The organism is Rhizobium centroccidentale (assembly GCF_030182565.1).
In the GTDB taxonomy this organism is placed as follows: Bacteria; Pseudomonadota; Alphaproteobacteria; order Rhizobiales; family Rhizobiaceae; genus Rhizobium.
On record NZ_JAQJCG010000012.1, the window covers coordinates 14120 to 32389 of the forward strand.

General features: G+C 60.4%; 16 protein-coding genes. 3 read left to right on the forward strand and 13 right to left on the reverse strand.

Features of this window, described 5'->3' with window-relative positions:
- Nucleotides 1-56: 56 nt before the first annotated feature.
- Complete coding sequence (locus PH562_RS16900) at nucleotides 57-1394, reverse strand: adenylate/guanylate cyclase domain-containing protein (RefSeq protein WP_113228374.1); 1338 nt, start codon at nucleotides 1392-1394, stop codon at nucleotides 57-59.
- A 360-nt stretch (nucleotides 1395-1754) separates the two neighbouring features.
- Nucleotides 1755-2930, reverse strand: a complete 1176-nt coding sequence (locus PH562_RS16905) for a DUF3095 domain-containing protein (RefSeq protein ID WP_285174255.1) — start codon at nucleotides 2928-2930, stop codon at nucleotides 1755-1757.
- Between the two features lie 143 nt (nucleotides 2931-3073).
- On the opposite strand from PH562_RS16905, the gene PH562_RS16910 reads away from it, so the two are divergent.
- Nucleotides 3074-3553 (forward strand): class I SAM-dependent methyltransferase, encoded by a 480-nt coding sequence (locus PH562_RS16910; RefSeq protein ID WP_285174256.1) that lies wholly within the window; start codon nucleotides 3074-3076, stop codon nucleotides 3551-3553.
- Between the two features lie 2 nt (nucleotides 3554-3555).
- Here the strand turns inward: PH562_RS16910 and PH562_RS16915 are convergent, their stop codons facing one another.
- Nucleotides 3556-4434: an FkbM family methyltransferase gene (locus PH562_RS16915; RefSeq protein WP_285174257.1), complete on the reverse strand. Its 879-nt coding sequence runs from the start codon at nucleotides 4432-4434 to the stop codon at nucleotides 3556-3558.
- A gap of 69 nt (nucleotides 4435-4503) precedes the next feature.
- A complete protein-coding gene (locus PH562_RS16920) occupies nucleotides 4504-6228 on the reverse strand; it encodes an adenylate/guanylate cyclase domain-containing protein (protein WP_285174385.1) in 1725 nt (574 codons plus the stop codon).
- Between the two features lie 303 nt (nucleotides 6229-6531).
- Between PH562_RS16920 and PH562_RS16925 the strand changes: the two genes are divergently transcribed.
- Both PH562_RS16925 and PH562_RS16930 read left to right on the forward strand, forming a co-directional pair.
- A complete protein-coding gene (locus PH562_RS16925; RefSeq protein ID WP_285174258.1) occupies nucleotides 6532-7629 on the forward strand; it encodes a glycosyltransferase family 4 protein in 1098 nt (365 codons plus the stop codon).
- Nucleotides 7619-8365 carry a polysaccharide deacetylase family protein gene (locus tag PH562_RS16930; protein ID WP_285174259.1) on the forward strand — a complete coding sequence of 249 codons (747 nt, stop codon included), beginning with the start codon at nucleotides 7619-7621 and terminating at the stop codon, nucleotides 8363-8365. Before PH562_RS16925 ends, PH562_RS16930 begins: the two co-directional genes overlap by 11 nt.
- Here the strand turns inward: PH562_RS16930 and PH562_RS16935 are convergent.
- The 9 genes from PH562_RS16935 to PH562_RS16975 all read right to left on the reverse strand — a co-directional run bounded on the left by PH562_RS16935 (nucleotide 8362) and on the right by PH562_RS16975 (nucleotide 18259).
- Nucleotides 8362-8817 carry a VOC family protein gene (locus tag PH562_RS16935; protein ID WP_285174260.1) on the reverse strand — a complete coding sequence of 152 codons (456 nt, stop codon included), beginning with the start codon at nucleotides 8815-8817 and terminating at the stop codon, nucleotides 8362-8364. The genes PH562_RS16930 and PH562_RS16935 overlap by 4 nt on opposite strands.
- A 78-nt stretch (nucleotides 8818-8895) precedes the next feature.
- The gene (locus PH562_RS16940; protein ID WP_285174261.1) at nucleotides 8896-9726 is read right to left on the reverse strand and encodes an MBL fold metallo-hydrolase; all 831 of its coding nucleotides are present in this window, start codon (nucleotides 9724-9726) and stop codon (nucleotides 8896-8898) included.
- 306 nt (nucleotides 9727-10032) lie between these two features.
- Nucleotides 10033-10560 carry a winged helix DNA-binding protein gene (locus PH562_RS16945; protein WP_069610284.1) on the reverse strand — a complete coding sequence of 176 codons (528 nt, stop codon included), beginning with the start codon at nucleotides 10558-10560 and terminating at the stop codon, nucleotides 10033-10035.
- Between the two features lie 83 nt (nucleotides 10561-10643).
- On the reverse strand, nucleotides 10644-14270 hold the full coding sequence (locus tag PH562_RS16950) for a hydantoinase B/oxoprolinase family protein (protein ID WP_285174386.1): 3627 nt from the start codon (nucleotides 14268-14270) through the stop codon (nucleotides 10644-10646).
- Nucleotides 14271-14403: 133 nt separating this feature from the next.
- Nucleotides 14404-14796, reverse strand: coding sequence for a GFA family protein (locus PH562_RS16955; RefSeq protein ID WP_285174262.1), 393 nt, complete (start codon nucleotides 14794-14796; stop codon nucleotides 14404-14406).
- A gap of 135 nt (nucleotides 14797-14931) precedes the next feature.
- Nucleotides 14932-15648: an ABC transporter ATP-binding protein gene (locus PH562_RS16960; RefSeq protein ID WP_285174263.1), complete on the reverse strand. Its 717-nt coding sequence runs from the start codon at nucleotides 15646-15648 to the stop codon at nucleotides 14932-14934.
- Nucleotides 15629-16393, reverse strand: a complete 765-nt coding sequence (locus PH562_RS16965) for an ABC transporter ATP-binding protein (protein WP_285174264.1) — start codon at nucleotides 16391-16393, stop codon at nucleotides 15629-15631. Before PH562_RS16965 ends, PH562_RS16960 begins: the two co-directional genes overlap by 20 nt.
- A complete protein-coding gene (locus tag PH562_RS16970; RefSeq protein ID WP_285174265.1) occupies nucleotides 16390-17394 on the reverse strand; it encodes a branched-chain amino acid ABC transporter permease in 1005 nt (334 codons plus the stop codon). Before PH562_RS16970 ends, PH562_RS16965 begins: the two co-directional genes overlap by 4 nt.
- 1 nt (nucleotide 17395) lies before the next feature.
- Nucleotides 17396-18259 (reverse strand): branched-chain amino acid ABC transporter permease, encoded by an 864-nt coding sequence (locus PH562_RS16975; RefSeq protein WP_285174266.1) that lies wholly within the window; start codon nucleotides 18257-18259, stop codon nucleotides 17396-17398.
- Nucleotides 18260-18270: the final 11 nt, after the last annotated feature.

Here is an 18270-nt window from a genome sequence, read left to right on the forward strand (position 1 = left end):
AACCGTCGTCTTTCCAGTGATATATCGGCTTATGCTGAAGCGGGCCGCATCAGCGGTTACGGAGTCAGGTTTTCAACTTGAAAACGGTTCTCGAACTTCTTGGCATCCCTGTGCAAGAGAATGACCTGCTCGGCCTCGGAGAGGCTGTCCGGTGCCGTTTCCTGAAAGATCTCGAGCGCGCCATTGGCTGGCGTCGCGGCTTTCGGGGAAACGACGGTGAAGCGCTGGCGCACGCCGCGCAGCTTTTCCTCTCCCAACGTCCCCCATTCGCAATCGGTGTAGCTTGAGAAAGCCTGGCTTGCGACGACTTCGGTTGCATATTTCTTGGTCAGCGACTGTAGGCGCTCGACCTCGTTGACCGCTGCGCCGAAGGCGGAAAACGTCAAGCGGTCCCTCAAGCCGACATTGCCGAACATGACGTTGCCGACATGCAGGCCGATCCCGTAGCGCACTTCGCTCAAATTGCGCGACTGGCGATCGCTGTTGAGCGCCGTGACACGGCGTTGCGCCTCGAAAACGGCCGAAAGTGCAGCTTCGCAAGCCACCTTTGACGGGTCCTTGTGCCGCCCGCATGGGTAGACGGCAAGAAATCCGTCACCAAGGAAGCTCAGGATTTCGCCGCCATTACGATTGAACGGCGCTGCGATCGCGTCGAAGAACTCGTTCAGTGTATCGATATAGGCTTGGCGCCCTTCCTTTTCGGCATAAACCGTGGATTGCCGCATATCGCCCATGACGAGGGCCGCGCGGATCGTCTCGCCGTCGCCGCGGCGAATCTGGCCGTTCAGCACACGCTTTCCGGCATCGCCGCCGAGATAGGTAGTCAGCATATTGTTGGCGAGCTTGCCGAGCACCGCCATCTTGGCGGCCATGGCCAGATGGTTCTGCATGCGCATCAACGCGCCGATCATCTCTTCGCTGAAACCGCCGACGCTGTCGGTCGACCAGGAGCCCATCATCCCCTGCACAGAGCCCGCGCCGAAAGTCTGCACGAAGGCCATATAGTCGGTGACCTTCTCCTTGCGCAGATCCTCGAAAATCGGAAATTCGACAGCACCGTCGACATCGATGCGGCGACGCAGGTGCTGAAGATTGTTGGAGAGAAGATAATAGTAGGGGCTCTGTACAAAGCGTTCCGGCTTCTCGTTGCCATGCCGGTAGCCCTCGATCATCAGACCGCCGGCACGCCGCCAGGTAAAGCCGAGCGCATCATAGAGCGGGTGAAGCATGGAAAAGGTCAAATGCACGCGCTTGAGCGGCATCCCCGTCGCAGCCATGCGTTCGCAGAAGCCACGAACGATGGTCTCCAGGTTTTCGCCTGTGAGCGCCGCCTGTGTCAGCCATTCCGCTACTTTATCAAGAAGAAGATCAGAAACACTCGAATGAATAGTCATTGTCCCCGCGGCCTATCTTGCAATGCCCGATGTCTCGCCGGCCATGGAGCACCGGCTTCTTCGCCGACTTCCACTTCCGGAATTTCCGGCCTATCGTTCCAGGCTGGATGAAACAATCATTAACGGCACCAGCGCGTTCCCTTGCTACCCCTGGATTGCGCGGGCACCAGAAAAATCGAATGCATCTCTCACGCCCCCGCACCAGAAATGCAGCAAAACGGCAGCCGTCGCAATCGGCGACTCTCGTTTTGTTCTCTTTCAGATAAGGCGCATATTCAGCTGAAACAATGGGCTAAACCGAAATGGGTCGATAAAAATCGCGACTGAAACCCATGGCCAGCTGCGTGTGACAATCGAAGATCACTCGCCCGCGGCAAGCTCGGGCGGCCTCTTTTCCCGCAGCGCCATCGCCGCCATCGCATAACCCCCGCTCGCCCCATCGATGAAATGCATGTGATCGCGCATGAGCGGGGTCGGCACGAAACAGGTCATCAACGCGCTATCCTGGCGATGCAGACCAAAACAGCAGACACCCTCCGCCTCGGCCTGGCGCAAGCGCGCCTCGATGCGCTCAAGATGCGTGGCGTCGACATCGATCGTCATTTTCAGGCCATCGTCGAACTTGCGAAAATCGGAATTCGCCGCAAGATCACGCCGGTAGATCTTGGCATCGAAAGTTGCGGTCCTCACCCCGAACTTGTCGAGAACCCAGACAAGGACGATCTGAGCATCAATGGCAAGCTTGCGCCACCAGCGATTGGCCGGGGCGGCCAAAGCCCGCGCCTCGATATCCGCGCCACCGAAGCTCAATGCCGGCGTCGGGCCTTCGACCGGGACGGGATGGCTGTCGCGGCTCTGCTCCGCAGATATGGCAATGATATCGGCGACCAGTTGCTGAAATTTCGGACCGCTTCCAGCGTCGCCGGGAATGGCAATAATCGAGACGATCTCGCCATTCTGCGCCTTGATTGGATTCCAGCGGCACGAAAGGCCCGTCAGATCGGGTTCCACTCTTGCCGGCATCGCCTCGACGATGAAGCGGCCCGCCTTCATCTGCAGCTCCGCCCAACTCGTGCCGCCGCCGGCAAACATGGCATAGGAGACATAATCGCTCGGACTGAAGCGGGCGACCCGCACGTCGAACCCCTCGCCACGAATGGCGCCCATCGGCACCAAAGCCGTGCGCAGATCGAGCTGCAGCTCCTCCATCACCCAGCCCCGTACAGCCGCAAGAGCTTGTCGTGCTCGTTCCGCGCCGGAAGGCGGGACGGCGACCACTGCACCATCCCCACCGAAGGCAAAGGGGTAGTCGCCTCGGCCCAAGGCGTTGAGCACGGCGGAAATCACGCTGGCGCCCGCCATATTGACCGATTTGTAGTGTCCGGCGGCAATCGCCTTCGTCGAGCTGACGATGTCGGCGACGGCAATCAGCCAGTCATCCGGGAGAGGCTGGTAATTGGCGCTGTCGGTCACACCTTCGAAACGCGTGAAACCCGCAAGCTTATGGAAGAAATCATCATTGGATGGCTCGGCCATGATGTCCCCCTTCATTGAGCGCCGCGACAATCTATCCCTACAGCAAATGCGTTGAAAAGCCAGCGGGCGGTCGACGCAGCGATGCCCGCCGTGCTACGCCCACTGCGGGAGAGGCACAAGACGCCAAGGATACTTCAAATACGATGAGCCGCCTGGATAGTTTCATTCGCCGCCTCAGCGCACAGCGCGACATCCTCAATGCCGTTGCCCACGAGGTGAGAATGCTTGATGGCCCCGTGCTGGAGCTCGGTCTTGGCAATGGCCGCACCTTCGATCACCTGCGCGAACTTTTTCCCGATCGCCGCATCATCGCCTTCGACCGGGCGGTCAATGCCTATGGTCCTTCGATGCCGTCGGCCGACGATCTCGTGCTCGGCGAGATCAGGGACACGGCGAAAACCTTTATCGGCGCCAATGCCTCGCTCGCCCATGCGGATATCGGCACCGGCTACGAAGACAAGGATGCGATAACATTAACCTGGCTGCCCGAGATCATGACCGGCGTGCTGGCATCGGGCGGGCTTGCGATCAGCGGCCTCCCCCTCGATCATCCGGATCTCGAGGCGCTGCCCCTGCCTTCGACGGTCAAGGACGGCCGCTATTTCATCTATCGGCGCAAATAGGCTCAGTGCAGAAACAGGACGTCGAACTGTTCACCCTCGACGGGCAGTTCGACCACCTTCATGATCCGCTCGCCGCTTTCGAAGAAGGCGAGACATTCGTTATAGTGCCGGGCAAGATCAGCAACGAAGTCTCTGGTCTGATCCTTGCCGTAGAAGGCCGGAGTGAACTCCAGATAGAGCGGCACCTTGCGGGCCATCAGCGCGCTCATCGAACGGCAGGCAACCGGCTCATAGCCCTCGATGTCCATCCAGATCAGCCCGATATCGGCGGAATCGACGCCTGCCTGCAGGAGAATATCGCCGACCGGCAGGACAGGCACCGAGATCTTCTCGTCGGCCGCGCTCTGCCGCAATGCGCTGCTCTTGCCATGATTCTTGTGGTTGAGATAGAAATCGAGTTGCCCCTCGCGATCGCCGGCGGCGCAATTGACCGCCGCCACCATCTTCTGCAGGCCATTGTCGGCGATGTTGGCCTCCAGCAAGCGAAAATTGCGCGGATCCGGCTCGACGCTGACGATGCGGTCATAGGCGCCGCTCAAGGCAAAATAGCAGGTCTGCGTGCCGATATTGCCGCCGAGCTCCAGGAGTGCCGATCCCTTGCGCAGCAGGCCACGCTCGCGCAACACGCTCAGCAGGCGGTCGACATGATCGCGCTCGAAATGCCCTTTGCGAAAAACCTTGCGGCCGATGTAGTCGGCCGGCGAGAAACTGAGGACGTGATCGCCGCAATCGACGGTCATCGTCTTCACGCGAGGACCTATAGCACTGACGAGAATGTCCCGGCCCAGCCTAGTGTCGAAGAGGCGTGTGGCGATCGCATCGCGCTTGCGGCGAAAAGCCCGCTTCCAGTATTTTCTTGTGAGGATCTTGCGGTCGAACATGAGCGCCATCCCTACACCAGCGCCATTTCATTGCAAACGGCGAAGATCGGCGCCTCCGGTATCGGAAAATCAGGCAAAGTGGCCACTCGCCTCCTTCGAGACGATATAGACGCGCAAGGGCTCGCCCCGGCCCCTGACGGCGATCTCGCGGCTTTCGGTGCCGGAAATATCGGCTTCCGAAAGCTGTGCCACCGGCTCCGAAAAGACCAGCGCGGTGTTGAATTCCTTGGCGACGCTTTCGAGACGGCTGGCGACATTGACCGTATCGCCGATCGCGGTCACGTTCTTGACGCTGCCATAGCCCATGGAGCCCACGACTGCGAGGCCGGTGTGAATGCCGATGGCGATTTCGAGCGGGGCAGCCAGTTCATCAGCCAGCTCGTCGCTGAGCTTGTCGATCTCTCGGATGATCGCGGCGGCCGCTTTCAATGCCTGGCGATTGGCCTCCTTCGGGGTCGTGCGAAGGCCGAAGAGCGCCATGGCACCATCGCCGATGAACTTGTCCATCCGGCCGCCATTCTCCTCGATGATGCGGCCAACGATGGCGAAATAGCGGTTGAGCAGGAAAACGATGTCGAAGGGCAACCGTGATTCCGTCAGCGAGGTGAAATGGCGCAGATCGCAGAAGAAGACGACAATCTCGCGCTCGCGGCCGGGACTTGCCGCTTGCGTATAGACCGGAATCGTCGCCTCGGCCATCGGCGTCAGCAACGGCACGACGCTGACATTGCCGGTCGGCCGCAGCTGACAGGCAAGTCTGACATCCGGCGTTGCGCCGATACGGTTCAAGGTCTTCTGCTCCAGCGGCTCGGGCAGCGGCAAGTTTTCCGCGCCCTCGATGATCTGCACGCGGCAGGTGGAGCATTGCCCCTTGCCGCCACAGACCGAATAATGGGGGATGCCGCCGAGACGGCTTGCTTCGAGCACGCTGAAACCGCGTGGTGCGTGCACGACTTCTCCGCCTGCGTAGCGGATGGCGACCTGATATTGCCGCTCTCGCAGCCTGCGATGCGCCCGGAAGGCGAAAAGAGCGGCGATCGACAGGCTGAAGGCGCCATAGAAGCCGGCACGGTATGGCCATAAGGTTTCCGCTATTTTACCGCCCGGCGCCGAGCCCGTTTCGCCGAAGCTTCGCACGTCGCTGTAATAGCCGCCGGGATAACCGCGTTCATCCTCCTGGGCGACCTCATGCGCCACGGTCTTGCCCATTGCGGCAAAGCCGAGCAACGCAAGAACCGGCAAAACGATGGCAAGCGACAGAATGACGGGCGCGATCGCCGTGTACCACGGGCGGTAGCGCAGCCAGAAATGAACGCCGATACATCCATGAAGCCAGACGATGAGGAGGACGAACGATTGGCGCATCCCGTTGAATGGCGAAGTCACCCACAGGCTACGCACGATCGCCTTGTAGGTGTCGTGATAGCCGTAGACTTCGTGAACGATACGCGTCGCAACGATATGGTCGATCAGCAGGAGAGGCACCAACAGACCGGTGACGATCTGAAAAGCTTCGCCGGCGGGCATGACGAGCGTTCTGCGCTTGTAGAGCATTCGCAGCACGAGCAGGATATGCAGGATCAGCGCTCCATAGAGAAGCAGGGTTCCAACCGGATTGCGCCAAACCGCCATGAACCAATGTTGCGCATGTTCGGCCATGCCGAGCGAGATCAGGCCGAGGGAATGGTTGGCCAAATGCATAATGACGAAAACAAAAACGATCAGACCCGAGCCGAGACGCAGCTTTCGCACGAGGCGATCGGTCATGATTGGCTTTCTTGCCTCGATGGTCATCAAACCCAATGTATATTGCCCGTTCACAACAGATCCGAAAACGGCTATCGCCTATCATCTACAGCGCTGCGCGTTATATACGACGCGCAAAGGTCGCTGTAGCACTTTTAATCTGCTGCATAATTTTATCCCTAAATCGATTCCGATTTAAGGAATTATGCAGTAGCCGCAACGCCGCATGCCGTCGAGAACGCGGCTTTTTGAAGCAGGGACCTTATTGTCACGCAACCGGTCGGAATTCGGGCAATCTTTTCACGATTCGGGTTCCTGCCATCACTTAATCGTCAACCGTGTGACGACATCATGAAGATTGCCTTTTACGCTCCCTTGAAGTCACCTGCCCATTCGGTCCCATCCGGCGACCGGCTGATGGCCCGCCAGATCATCGCAGCATTGAAGATGGCGGGGCATGAGGTCGAAGTCGCTTCCGAATTGCGCAGTTTCACGCCCACCCCGGAAGCCGGCCCACGCATGGAAATCGCCCTGCAGGCGCAAGCCGAAGCAGGCCGCCTGATCGAGCGCTGGCAAAGCGAGGCAGCGCCTGATCTGTGGTTCACCTATCATCCCTATTACAAGACGCCCGATCTCATCGGTCCATCCGTCGCCAGGAGGCTGGGCATCCCCTATGTCACGGCGGAGGCTTCCTATTCCCGCCGTCATGACGAGACCGGCTGGAGCGAGAACCAGCGCCTTATCGCCGATGCGGTAAGGCTGGCCGCCGTCAATCTGTGCTTTACCGAGCGGGACCGGATCGGTTTGCTCGATGCGATCCCCGATGGCCGCTACGAGCGCTTCCTGCCCTTCATCGATACTGCGCCCTTTACACGCTCCTCCCCCGATCCGCGATGGCTGATTGCCGTGGCGATGCTGCGGAAGGGCGACAAGTTTGACAGCTACGCCATGCTGGCGAGCGCGCTCGATCTTATCCGCGATCAGGATTGGACCCTGACCATCATCGGCGATGGGCCGATGCGGGCCGAGGTCAGATCGTTGTTTTCCACATTCGGCGAAAGCCGCATCATCTGGCGCGGAGAACGTTCCACCGCAGAGATCGCGCAGGAGCTGGCGACCGCCGGCCTCTATGTCTGGCCCGGCTGCAACGAAGCCTATGGCCTTGCCTATCTGGAGGCACAGGCCGCCGGGCTGCCCGTCGTCGCACAGGCAACGGCCGGCGTACCGGAAGTGGTGATGGCCGACAGGACGGGGCTTTTGACGCCTGAAGGCAATATCACGGCCTATGCCGGGGCCATCGCCGAGCTTTTGAACGATCCAAGCCGGCATCAGGCCATGGCAGACGCAGCCTATGACTTCGTGCATCAGGAGCGTTCGTTGACCGCCGCGTCGACGCGGTTGGAAACCATTCTTCGAAACCATCTGGGAGACACTTATTATGAGCGATAGAGCCGATTGGCAGCCCCTGCGCGACGAGCTGCGGCGATGGAGCGAGGCCGGACGAAAGGTAAAACTCTGGTTCCGCGACGACGATGCCATCGAGCCGACCCCTGCCCTCGACCGGCTTCTATCGCTTGCCAATCGTTTCGACGTGCCGATGGCTCTTGCGATCATTCCGGGGCCGACGGGCGAGGCACTCGCCGAGCGTCTGGCGCGGGAAAGCCGCATCACTGCCACGGTGCATGGCTGGACGCATCAAAACTATGCTCCTGACGAGACCAAGAAGCAGGAACTCGGTCTGCATCGGCCACAGGCAATCGTGCTCGACGAGCTGCATCGCGGCTTTGACAAGCTCGAAGCTCTTTATGGCAAGCAGTTCGTACCGCTGCTGGTGCCGCCGTGGAACCGGATCGACGATGCGCTGCTGCTGCATCTCGCCCCCTTCGGCTATCGCGCCGTCTCCGTTTTTGGATTGGCAAAGCAGGCCCCTATCGGCCTGATCAACACGCATATCGATATCATGAGATGGCACGGTGTACGTGGCGGTTTACCGCATGCCGAAGTAATCGCACGTCTCGTTGAAGAACTCCGGATCCGTTTCGACGGCCATGACGAACCGATCGGGGTGATGACGCACCACCTCGTCCATGACGATCTCGCCTGGGATTTCGTCGAGACATTGTTCGAGGAAACGGTCGACCATGCCGCCATCGAATGGCGGCCGGTGAACCATTTCATACACTAGCCGTCGTGTTGCGCTCGGCTGAGTTCCTGGGCAAGCCCGATGAGGAGCCCTTCAGGCCCGCGGATATAGCAGAGGCGATATGTGTTGCCATACTGGACCACCTCGCCGACGAGCTGCGCGCCGCGCATGCGGAGCCTTTCAAGTGTGTCGTCGATGTCGTCCACGGCAAACATGACGCGGAGATAGCCCAAAGCGTTGATCGGGGCGTTGCGATGATCCGCGATGACAGGCGGCGCAAGGAAACGGGAGAGCTCGAGTCGGCTGTGGCCGTCCGGCGTGCGCATCATGGCAATTTCGACGCGCTGATCGCCGAGCCCGGTGATACGCCCCGCCCACTCTCCCTCAATCGTCGCCTGCCCTTCGAGCTCAAGACCAAGTTCGCGAAAGAAATCAATCGCCCCTGCCAGGTCTTCGACGACGATTCCGACATTGTCCATCCGTTTGACGGTCATGCTTGCAACCTCCCGAAAGTCGTTCCAGTCTACGGGGTGCTGCCCGGTCTAACAATGGACGCTTTCGGCTAACGTACCTCAGAGCTGCAGCGATTGCCCGTCAAAGGCGAAAAACGCTTCGGGGAAGCTCTTCTGCGCATCGCGCTGCATGTCATCCAGTTCGCGGTCCGTGCGGCCGGGCGCGTGATGGAACATGGCAAGCCGCTTGGCGCCGGCCTTCTTGGCAAGCTTGATGCCCTCCTGCCAAGTAGAATGGCCAAAACCGAGATATTTCTGCATCTCGGCTTCGAGATAGGTCGCATCGTAGATGGCAAGATCTGCATCCGCCATTAGCTCAAGCGCCGCCTCATCGAGTTTGCCTGCCACATGCTCGGTATCATAGACCATGGCGATCACCCGGCCCGCCCATTCGATGCGATAGCCGATACAGCCGCCGGGATGATTCAGCCTCGTCGTATGGATGACGATGCCCGGATGTGGCTTCAACGTATCGCCGGCGGCGAAGTCACGGAAATTCATCGCCGCGCGACAGATGTCGGGTTCGACGGGAAACCACGGCGGCCGCATGAACTGGCCGATCAGCTGCCGCGTCGTCGTCTTGCCGGCCAGATGGCCCGACCAGAGATCGACGCTCACGCGCGGATCATAGATCGCGTTGAAGAAAGGTAAGCCGATGATGTGGTCGTAGTGGGAGTGGGTAAAGAAGAGATCGATGTTGCGGATCCCCTCCTTGGCAAGGGAGCCGGCCGCTTCGCGCAAACCCGTCCCGGCGTCGAATAAGATATGCCTGCCGTCATGCCGTAACTCAATGCACGACGTATTACCGCCGTACCGCTCAAATTCCGGTCCCGATACAGGGATGCTCCCCCGCACGCCCCAAAATTTCAGCTCAAAACTATCGTTGTTCATGGAAGTTTTTACACCATTCCCCTTTCGGTCAAAAAAAGCACACTTTTGCTATCGTGCGAAGCCAGCAATTTCTAAAAGTCGTGCGGTGGTAAAAACTGGATCTCATATCGTTCGATCGATATCGATCGTTGGAGGAACATCCGCCAACGGATCGCACAGACCTAATATAGGTATGAAGTGGCAGAATAGATAAGAGGCGGGAATTTGCGTGTGACGCCGGCGACCCAAATGATATTAGCACGCAGTGAAAAGCGAACCTTGGGAAGAGCCAAGAAGATTTGAGAGAAACTTACACGCTCTTTTATCTTACAGTGTGGCGGCCGAACGTGCCGCCTGTTCGTAATAGCCAGACAATGCCCTCAGATGCGAAGCGATATCGGAGAGATCGTCTTGCGAGAGACCCGATACTTTCGTTGCCTCAACCAATAGCCGCTCGCGAATTTCGGTATAGCGCTTCAGCGCGTCCAGGCCCTTGTCAGTGACGCGGATGGTCTTTTCCTTGCCGGCCTTGCCGCTTTTGACGAGGCCTGCCGCCTCAAGCTTCTTGATGGCGTAATTGGCGACATGCGTGTCCTCGATGTCGAGGACGAGGCAGAGATCGGCAAGCGTTTTCGGCCGGTCGCGATGCCGCACCGAATGGATGATCAGGATCTCGATCGGCGAAAGGCCAGGCACACCGGCCGCCGCCATGCAGCGCACCAGCCAACGATTGAAGGCATGGGAAAAGAGGATTGACCCGTATTCCAGCTCCGACAAGGCCGGCGAGCTGCCGCCGGCCAGATGGGCCGACGATACGATCAATTCGCGTCGCTTACTCTTTTCCTCGGACGTCACCTGAAAACTCCTTCGAACCGGATCAAGGCCCAGCAGATTCGACGGGCCGAGCGATCAAGGCCGCTCGACCCGGCATCACATTGCTATTCGTCCCGTTTTCCGTAGCCACCGCCAGTGGGAGTGACGACCGTAAAGGCTTCGCCAGCTTCGAGGATGGTATGGGCCGAGCCGATCAGTTCCTCGATCTTGCCATCGTTGCGACGGACATAATTGCGGCCGGTCTGTCCTGCTTCGCCGCCCTTCACGCCAAAGGGCGCCACACGCCGATGGCCTGACAGGATCGCGAATTCCAGCTTTTCGCGCGTGCGGATCGTGCGTTGCGTGCCGTTGCCGGCGTTCCATTTGCCGCGTCCGCCCGAATTCGGACGAATGTGGAAATCTTCCAGCACGACCGGGAACCGAGTTTCGAGGATTTCGGGGTCGGTCAGGCGCGAATTGGTCATATGCGTGTGCACCGCATCGGCGCCATTGAAACCCGGTCCTGCCGGCGCACCGGAGCAGATCGTCTCGTAATATTGATAGGCATCGTTGCCGAAGGTCAGATTGTTCATCGTGCCTTGGGCTGCGGCAAGCGCCTCGACGGCGCCGAACAGGCAGTTAGTCACGGCCTGGCTGACCTCGACATTGCCGGCAACGACGGCCGCTGGATATTTCGGCGTCAGCATCGTGCCTTCGGGAATGATGATCCGGATCGGCCGGAGGCAGCCGGCATTCATCGGAATATCGGCCTCGACGAGCACACGGAAGACATAGAGGACGGCGGCGCGTGTGACGGGCTGCGGCGCATTGAAATTGTCCGGGCGCTGCGCGGACGTGCCGTTGAAATCGACCGTCGCCTCGCGCTTGTCCTTGTCGATCGAAATCTTGACGACGATCTTGCAGCCCTGATCCATCTCATAGCTGAATTCACCGTCGGACAGGCGATCGAGGACGCGGCGCACGCTTTCTGCCGCGTTATCCTGAACATGGCCCATATAGGCATCGACCACATCCTCGCCGAAGTGAACGATCATCTTCTTCAGCTCGGCGACGCCCTTCTCGTTGGCTGCAACCTGGGCCTTGAGATCGTTGATGTTCTGCGCCAGCGTGCGCACCGGATAGCGCGCACCCGTCAGCAGCTTGGTAAGTTCCGCCTCACAGAATCGGCCGCGATCGAGCAGCTTGAAATTGTCGATATAGACGCCTTCCTCCTCGATATGGGTGGCGAGCGGCGACATGGAGCCCGGCGAAATGCCGCCGATATCGGCGTGATGGCCGCGGCTGGCGACCCAGAAGCGGATCTTCTGACCCGCATCGTCAAAGACCGGGGTACAGACCGTGAGGTCAGGCAGATGCGTGCCGCCATTATAGGGCGCATTGATGAGGAAGACGTCGCCCGGATGGATGACGGCGTTTTCGCGGATCGCGGTTGCGACCGACGCATCCATCGAGCCCAGATGAACCGGCATATGCGGCGCGTTGGCGACCAGATTGCCTTCCGCATCGAAGACGGCGCAGGAGAAATCCAGCCGCTCCTTGATATTGACCGAATAGGCCGTGTTTTGCAGCGTCATGCCCATCTGCTCGGCGATCGACATGAAAAGATTGTTGAAAATCTCCAGCATCACCGGATCGGCCTTGGTACCGATGGCACTGCGTTCGGGCAGCGCCTTGATGCGCTCGAGGACGATATGATCCTTGACCGTCAGCTGCGCCTGCCAGCCGTCCTCGATGACAACAGTCTGGTTCGGCTCGATGATGATGGCCGGACCGGTCACGGTCTGGCCGGGCTTGATCGCCTGGCGCAGAACAACGGCCGCATCGTGACTCTCGCCGTTCGAATAGAAGGCGGTGCGCCTTGCTGCCTCAGCTTCACCTTCGCCCATCGTCTCCAGCTCGACTGCGATATCGGCCGCAGCGCCGCCGATCGTTTCGATCTCGACGGCTTCCACCACCAAAGGCTTGTCCTCGGCAACGAAACCGAAGCGGCGCTTGTGCAGCGTCTCGAATTGGCTGCGCAGCCGCGAGGGCTTGTCGATCTCGGGGAAAGTCGTTTCGACCGCCAGCAGCGTATCGGTGCCAGCATAGCGGATATGGGCGCGCTGGACCGTCTTGATCTCGGCCGTTGCGACACCTTGGGCTCCCAATTCGGGCACGCATTCGCCACGCAGTTCGCTGCCAAGCGCTGCGATGGCGGCAGGTGCGGCATCATCGAGGGAAACGCCGAGTGCCTTCTGGCGCGTTGCGCGGATATCGGCAAGGCCCATGCCATAGGCGGAGAGAAGGCCGGACATCGGATGCAGAAGGATGCTCTTCATGCCGAGCGCATCGGCCACCAGACAGGCATGCTGGCCACCGGCGCCGCCGAAGCAGTTGAGCGCATAGCGCGTCACGTCATAGCCGCGCTGCACGGAGATTTTCTTGATCGCCTCGACCATATTGGCAACCGCGATGCGGATAAAGCCGTCGGCAACGTCCTCCGGGCTTCGCCCATCGCCAATTTCGGCTGCGAGGGATGCGAACTTGGTCCGCACCGTCTCGACATCGAGCGGCTGATCCTGGTTGGGTCCGAAAATGGAGGGGAAGAATTCCGGCAGCAGCTTGCCGGCCATGACATTGGCATCGGTGACCGCCAGCGGACCGCCATTGCGATAGCAGGCCGGACCCGGAAAGGCGCCGGCAGAATCTGGGCCGACGCGGAAGCGATCACCATCGAAATGCAGGATCGAACCGCCGCCGGCCGCGACAGTGTGGATCAGCATCATCGGCGCACGGACGCGGACGCCCGCCACCTCCGTCTCGAAGGCGCGCTCATATTCGCCATCGAAATGCGCCACATCCGTCGAGGTGCCGCCCATGTCGAAGCCAATGACATTGGCAAAACCCGCCTGCTCGCCGGTTTTCGCAAGGCCGACCACGCCGCCAGCCGGACCCGAAAGGATCGCGTCCTTGCCCTGGAACATGTCGGCGGCCGTCAATCCGCCTGACGACATCATGAACATGACGCGCGCGCCGGTGCGCTCGACATCGAGCTCATCGCAGACCTGGCGGATGTAGCGGCCGAGCACCGGCGACAGATAGGCGTCGATGACAGCCGTATCGCCGCGGCCGACGAGCTTGATCAGCGGTGAGACCTCATGACTGACCGAAACCTGCTCGAAGCCAATGGATCTGGCGATCCTCGCGACCGCAGCCTCATGCGCCGGAAATTTATAGGCATGCATGAAGACGATGGCGACGGAGCGATAACCTCTAGCGAGAAGGTCGCGCAGTGCCGCTTCTGCAGCCTTTTCGTCCAGAGCCAGTTCGACGGTGCCGTCGGCAAGCACCCTCTCTTCGATCTCGACGACATCTTCGTATAGCGCTTCCGGCTTGACGATCTCGGTCGCGAAGATCTTCTTGCGCTCCTGATAGCCGATGCGCAGCGCGTCACGAAATCCCTTCGTCGTTACCAGCGCAAGGCGTTCGCCCTTGCGCTCGAGCAGCGCATTGGTGGCGACCGTCGTGCCCATGCGGACCTCGCCGATCGCACCTTCAGGAACCGGCTCGCCCTTGCCAAGACCGAGATGGAGACGAATGCCATGAACGGCCGCATCGCGATAAGCCTCGGGATTTTCCGAGAGGACCTTGCGGGCGTGGAGAGCACCGGACGGATCGCGCCCGACAACGTCGGTAAAGGTACCGCCGCGATCGATCCAGAAATCCCAACGACCCGAAATCTTCTCCGACAAACCCGCCTCCAGCAGAACGACGCCAACAACGATGATAATATATCGATAAATCGTCAACGTTTTATCGTCAACATGAATCGATACCGATCGCCGTGACAATTTTCGTCATCATAACGCTTGCGGCGAGCCTGACCTAATCCTCGAAGCGGCTCGTTGCCTCGCGATCGTGATCATATCGTCTCGCGAGCGGAAACGGCGGCAGCCAGGATTCGCGGCGGACGGTCCAGAGTTCGTAGGTCGGCTTCAACCGATCCGGAGCATCGAGAGACCCGAGGTTCACTTCGATTTCGTCTGCGCTTCGCGAGAAGACGGACGAGCCGCAGTGAGGGCAGAAAAATCGGCCGGCATAGTCTCGTGTTTCGCCTTCGATCGTCACCGCATCCTCGGGAAAGATCGCGGAGGCATGGAAAAGCGCGCCGTGATGCTTGCGGCAGTCGAGACAATGACAAATGCCGACCCGATAGGGGCGCCCCGACGCGACGATCCGCACCTTGCCGCACAAGCAGCCGCCGGTAAATCGATCCATCTTGCACTTCCTCAAAAACAAGCAGACGACTGTCTACGACAAACGGAACAGCCGCTGCAACGGCAGGCGGCTGGTGGGAGCATGGCGTTTCATTATAACGCCACGCTCCATCGGAGCACAGCCGAAGCAGATGGGCTAATGCAATCCACCGACGCCGAGCAAGCGTTCAACCGCGCCATGATCCGCAGCCAGCCCCTCGGGCGTACCCTTCCAGGCAAGCCGGCCGCGTTCCAGAATGATGACATCGCTGGCAAAATCGAGCGCGCTTTGGATGCGCTGCTCGACGAGCAGGATCGTCATATCGCCCGATTTGGCAAGCTTGGCGAAGGCGGCCATCAACTCCTCGCAGATGACGGGGGCAAGCCCCTCCAGCGGCTCGTCGAGAAGCAGGACGGAAGGACGGCCGAGAATTGTACGGGCCGTCGACAGCATCTGCTGTTCGCCGCCGGAAAGCTGGCTGCCTAAATTTTTGCGACGCTCCTTCAGGCGCGGGAACATGTCATAGGCTTCCTGCAAAGCGCTCTTCGGCCGTCCTTTGAGCCCAACGGAGAGATTTTCCTCCACCGTCAGCGTCGGAAAGACGTCGCGCGTCTGCGGCACATAGCCGAGGCCCTGATGGGCGCGGCGGGCGCTCGGCAGGCCAGCGATGTCGGCCGAACCCAGCCGGATGCGGCCATCATAGCGCCGGGTCTGCCCGGCGAGCGTGGCAAGCAGCGTGCTCTTGCCCATGCCGTTGCGGCCGAGCACGGCGAGCCGCCCGCCGGCGCGGACCGAAAATGAAACCCCTTCCAGCACCCGCGTCGGCCCGTAGCCGGCCGACAGGTTTTCGACTTCAAGCGGCGTGGCCGGCATTGGCATAGCTCCCAAGATAGGCTTCGCGCACCCGCGCATCCTGCGTCACGTCTTTCGGTGAACCGTCGAATATGATTGTGCCGGCGGCGAGCACCACCACGCGCTTGGCGAAGCGGAAAACGAGGTCCATGTCATGTTCGATCATCAGCACGGCGAGATCGGCGGGAAGATCGGCCAGCGCCTGCTCAATGCGGCCGGTATCGCTCTGCGGCACGCCGGCCGCGGGCTCATCGAGCAGGAGCACCTTCGGCTTCAGGGCCATGGCAACGGCAATTTCCAGGAGCCGCTGTTGGCCGTAAGCGATTTCGCTGACCTTGCGATGCGCAAGTGCGCTGAGGCCGAGCGTGTCGAGCAGTTCCTCCGTTTCGGCCATGACATCGCGCATGGCGAGGAAATTGCCGAACATGCGACCGGAGCGACCCGTCCGCTGCAGCACGGCCATGCCCACATGCTCGGCCGGAGTCATATCCTGAAACAACCTGGTCACCTGGAACGAGCGTACGAGGCCGCGCCTGACCCGGCCGATGGCATCGACCTTGTTGACGTTTTGTCCCGCAATACGGACTTCGCCGGAATCGACGGGCAGATTGCCCGTGACGAGATTGACGAAGCTGGTCTTGCCCGCGCCGTTCGGGCCGATGAGCGCAACACGATCTCCCGGCGCCATCGACAGGCTGACATTGTTCGTCACCGTCAGACCCCCGAACGCCTTCTTCAGATTGCTGACTTCAAAAATCGCACTCATGCCCGCGCCTCCCTGCGACGGGCCACATAGGCGGCGGCCGTGCCGTAAATGCCCGTGGGCGCGAAGAGAACGACGAGAATCAGCAGAGCGCCGACGATCGTCAGCCAATGGAAGGGATTGGCGGCCGAGACGTAATCCTCGAACAGCATGAAAATCAGCGTGCCGACGAGCGCGCCGAACAGCGATCCAGTGCCGCCGAGTACGAGCATGACGAGCGCCTCGGCCGATTGTGTGAAGGAGAGGCTGTCGAGACCGACGACCTGTGTCGAGATCGCGGTCAAGGCGCCGCCGATGCCGGCAACGGCGCCGGAAATGACATACATCTTGATGAGAGCCACCTTCGGCGAAGCGCCCATGGCGCGGATGCGCAAGGGATCCTGCCGAATACCGCGGCAGAGCATGCCGAAGGGCGAACGGACGAGAAAGCGCAAAAGCACGAGGACGATCAGCAGCAGTGCCACGCCATAGAAGTAGGCCGTGTGCCCATAGAGATCGAACTCGAAAACACCGAACAGCGGATCGGCTGAAATCCCCGACAATCCATCGCTGCCGCCTGTCCAGCTCGATGCCTTGTTGGCGAATTCGTGGAAGAGATAGACCAGCGCGATCGAGAGCACGAGCTGCGGCAGGCCATGCGCTCTCAAAATGACGACGCCGCAGATCAGGCCGGCGATGGCTCCGGCGACGATGCCGGCAAGCGTCATGAGCAAGGGATCGTTGATGCCGTAATGGGCCGATGCGATGCCGGCAGCGTAGGCGCCGGCACCGAACAGCGCCGCATGACCGAGGGTCGCCACGCCGCAATAGCCTGTGACAAGATCGAGCGACAGCACGAGAAGCGCGATTGCGATCAGACGGGTGAGAAGGGCGAGGTTGTCCGGAAAAAGCAGATAGCCGGCAGCAGCTATGACGAGGATGACCGCAACCGCGACCAGGTCCTGCCCGAATGTACGATGTCTGGTCACGGTCGTCGCCGCCTCTCTTTCAAGGGTCAAGGCCATGTTACTTCATTCTCCCGGCAAAGCCGCGCGGGAAGACGCAGACGATGGCGATGACGGCCAGATAGAAGAAGAATTCGCCGTATTCCGGCATGAGGTAGCGGCCGGTCGTGTCGATGCAGCCGAGAATGAGGCAGGCGAGCAGCGCGCCGGAGATCGAGCCCGCGCCGCCGACAGAGACGACGACCAGGAAGGTCACCATGTAGCGCAGGGCATAATAGGGTTCGACCGGTAGTAGCTCGGCCCCCACGACGCCGCCGAAGGCGGCAAGCCCAACGGCAATCGCGAAGCTGACCGCATAGACGATTTCTGTTCGCACACCGAGAGCCGCCGCCATTGAGGCATTGTCGACTGAGGCCCGTAGCTTCACGCCGAAGGAGGTCTTCTCAATCGTGTACCACAGCGCCAAAGCAACGATGAGGCCACAGACGATCGCGAAGATGCGATGGGTGCCGATGGTCCGAAAGCCAAGATCGACGGAGCCCTGCAGGCTGCCCGGCAAGGGTATGGTCTTCAAAGTCGGGCCGAAGACGTAGTTGGCGATACCGATGATGCAGAAGGTGATGCCGATCGTCATCAGCACCTGCGTCAACTCGGGCGCACCATAGATGCGCCGATAGAGCAGCCGTTCGATCGGGATGGAGATGATGACGGTGCCGACCACGGCCAGCAAGACGGCAGCGCCATAGCCAAGCCCCAGATCGCGCGCCGCATAGGAAGCGATATAGCCGCCGATCATGGCAAAGGCGCCATGGGCCAGATTGACGACGCGCATCAACCCCATCGTGACCGAGAGGCCGATGGAGATGACGAACAGCACCATGCCGTAAGCGAGGGCATCGACTGCTATGCTGAGCACGGTTTGCATTGATATCGCTG

Excerpts from the sequence above, each read along its gene's own strand:
- PH562_RS16975 (WP_285174266.1), bottom strand. The coding sequence starts at position 18,259 with ATGCAAACCGTGCTCAGCATAGCAGTCGATGCCCTCGCTTACGGCATG.
- PH562_RS16925 (WP_285174258.1), top strand. The coding sequence starts at position 6,532 with ATGAAGATTGCCTTTTACGCTCCCTTGAAGTCACCTGCCCATTCGGTC.
- PH562_RS16935 (WP_285174260.1), bottom strand. The coding sequence starts at position 8,817 with ATGACCGTCAAACGGATGGACAATGTCGGAATCGTCGTCGAAGACCTG.
- PH562_RS16960 (WP_285174263.1), bottom strand. The coding sequence starts at position 15,648 with ATGCCGGCCACGCCGCTTGAAGTCGAAAACCTGTCGGCCGGCTACGGG.
- PH562_RS16915 (WP_285174257.1), bottom strand. The coding sequence starts at position 4,434 with ATGTTCGACCGCAAGATCCTCACAAGAAAATACTGGAAGCGGGCTTTT.
- PH562_RS16970 (WP_285174265.1), bottom strand. The coding sequence starts at position 17,394 with ATGGCCTTGACCCTTGAAAGAGAGGCGGCGACGACCGTGACCAGACAT.
- PH562_RS16965 (WP_285174264.1), bottom strand. The coding sequence starts at position 16,393 with ATGAGTGCGATTTTTGAAGTCAGCAATCTGAAGAAGGCGTTCGGGGGT.
- PH562_RS16940 (WP_285174261.1), bottom strand. The coding sequence starts at position 9,726 with ATGAACAACGATAGTTTTGAGCTGAAATTTTGGGGCGTGCGGGGGAGC.
- PH562_RS16900 (WP_113228374.1), bottom strand. The coding sequence starts at position 1,394 with ATGACTATTCATTCGAGTGTTTCTGATCTTCTTCTTGATAAAGTAGCG.
- PH562_RS16955 (WP_285174262.1), bottom strand. The coding sequence starts at position 14,796 with ATGGATCGATTTACCGGCGGCTGCTTGTGCGGCAAGGTGCGGATCGTC.
- PH562_RS16920 (WP_285174385.1), bottom strand. The coding sequence starts at position 6,228 with ATGACCATCGAGGCAAGAAAGCCAATCATGACCGATCGCCTCGTGCGA.
- PH562_RS16930 (WP_285174259.1), top strand. The coding sequence starts at position 7,619 with ATGAGCGATAGAGCCGATTGGCAGCCCCTGCGCGACGAGCTGCGGCGA.
- PH562_RS16910 (WP_285174256.1), top strand. The coding sequence starts at position 3,074 with ATGAGCCGCCTGGATAGTTTCATTCGCCGCCTCAGCGCACAGCGCGAC.
- PH562_RS16905 (WP_285174255.1), bottom strand. The coding sequence starts at position 2,930 with ATGGCCGAGCCATCCAATGATGATTTCTTCCATAAGCTTGCGGGTTTC.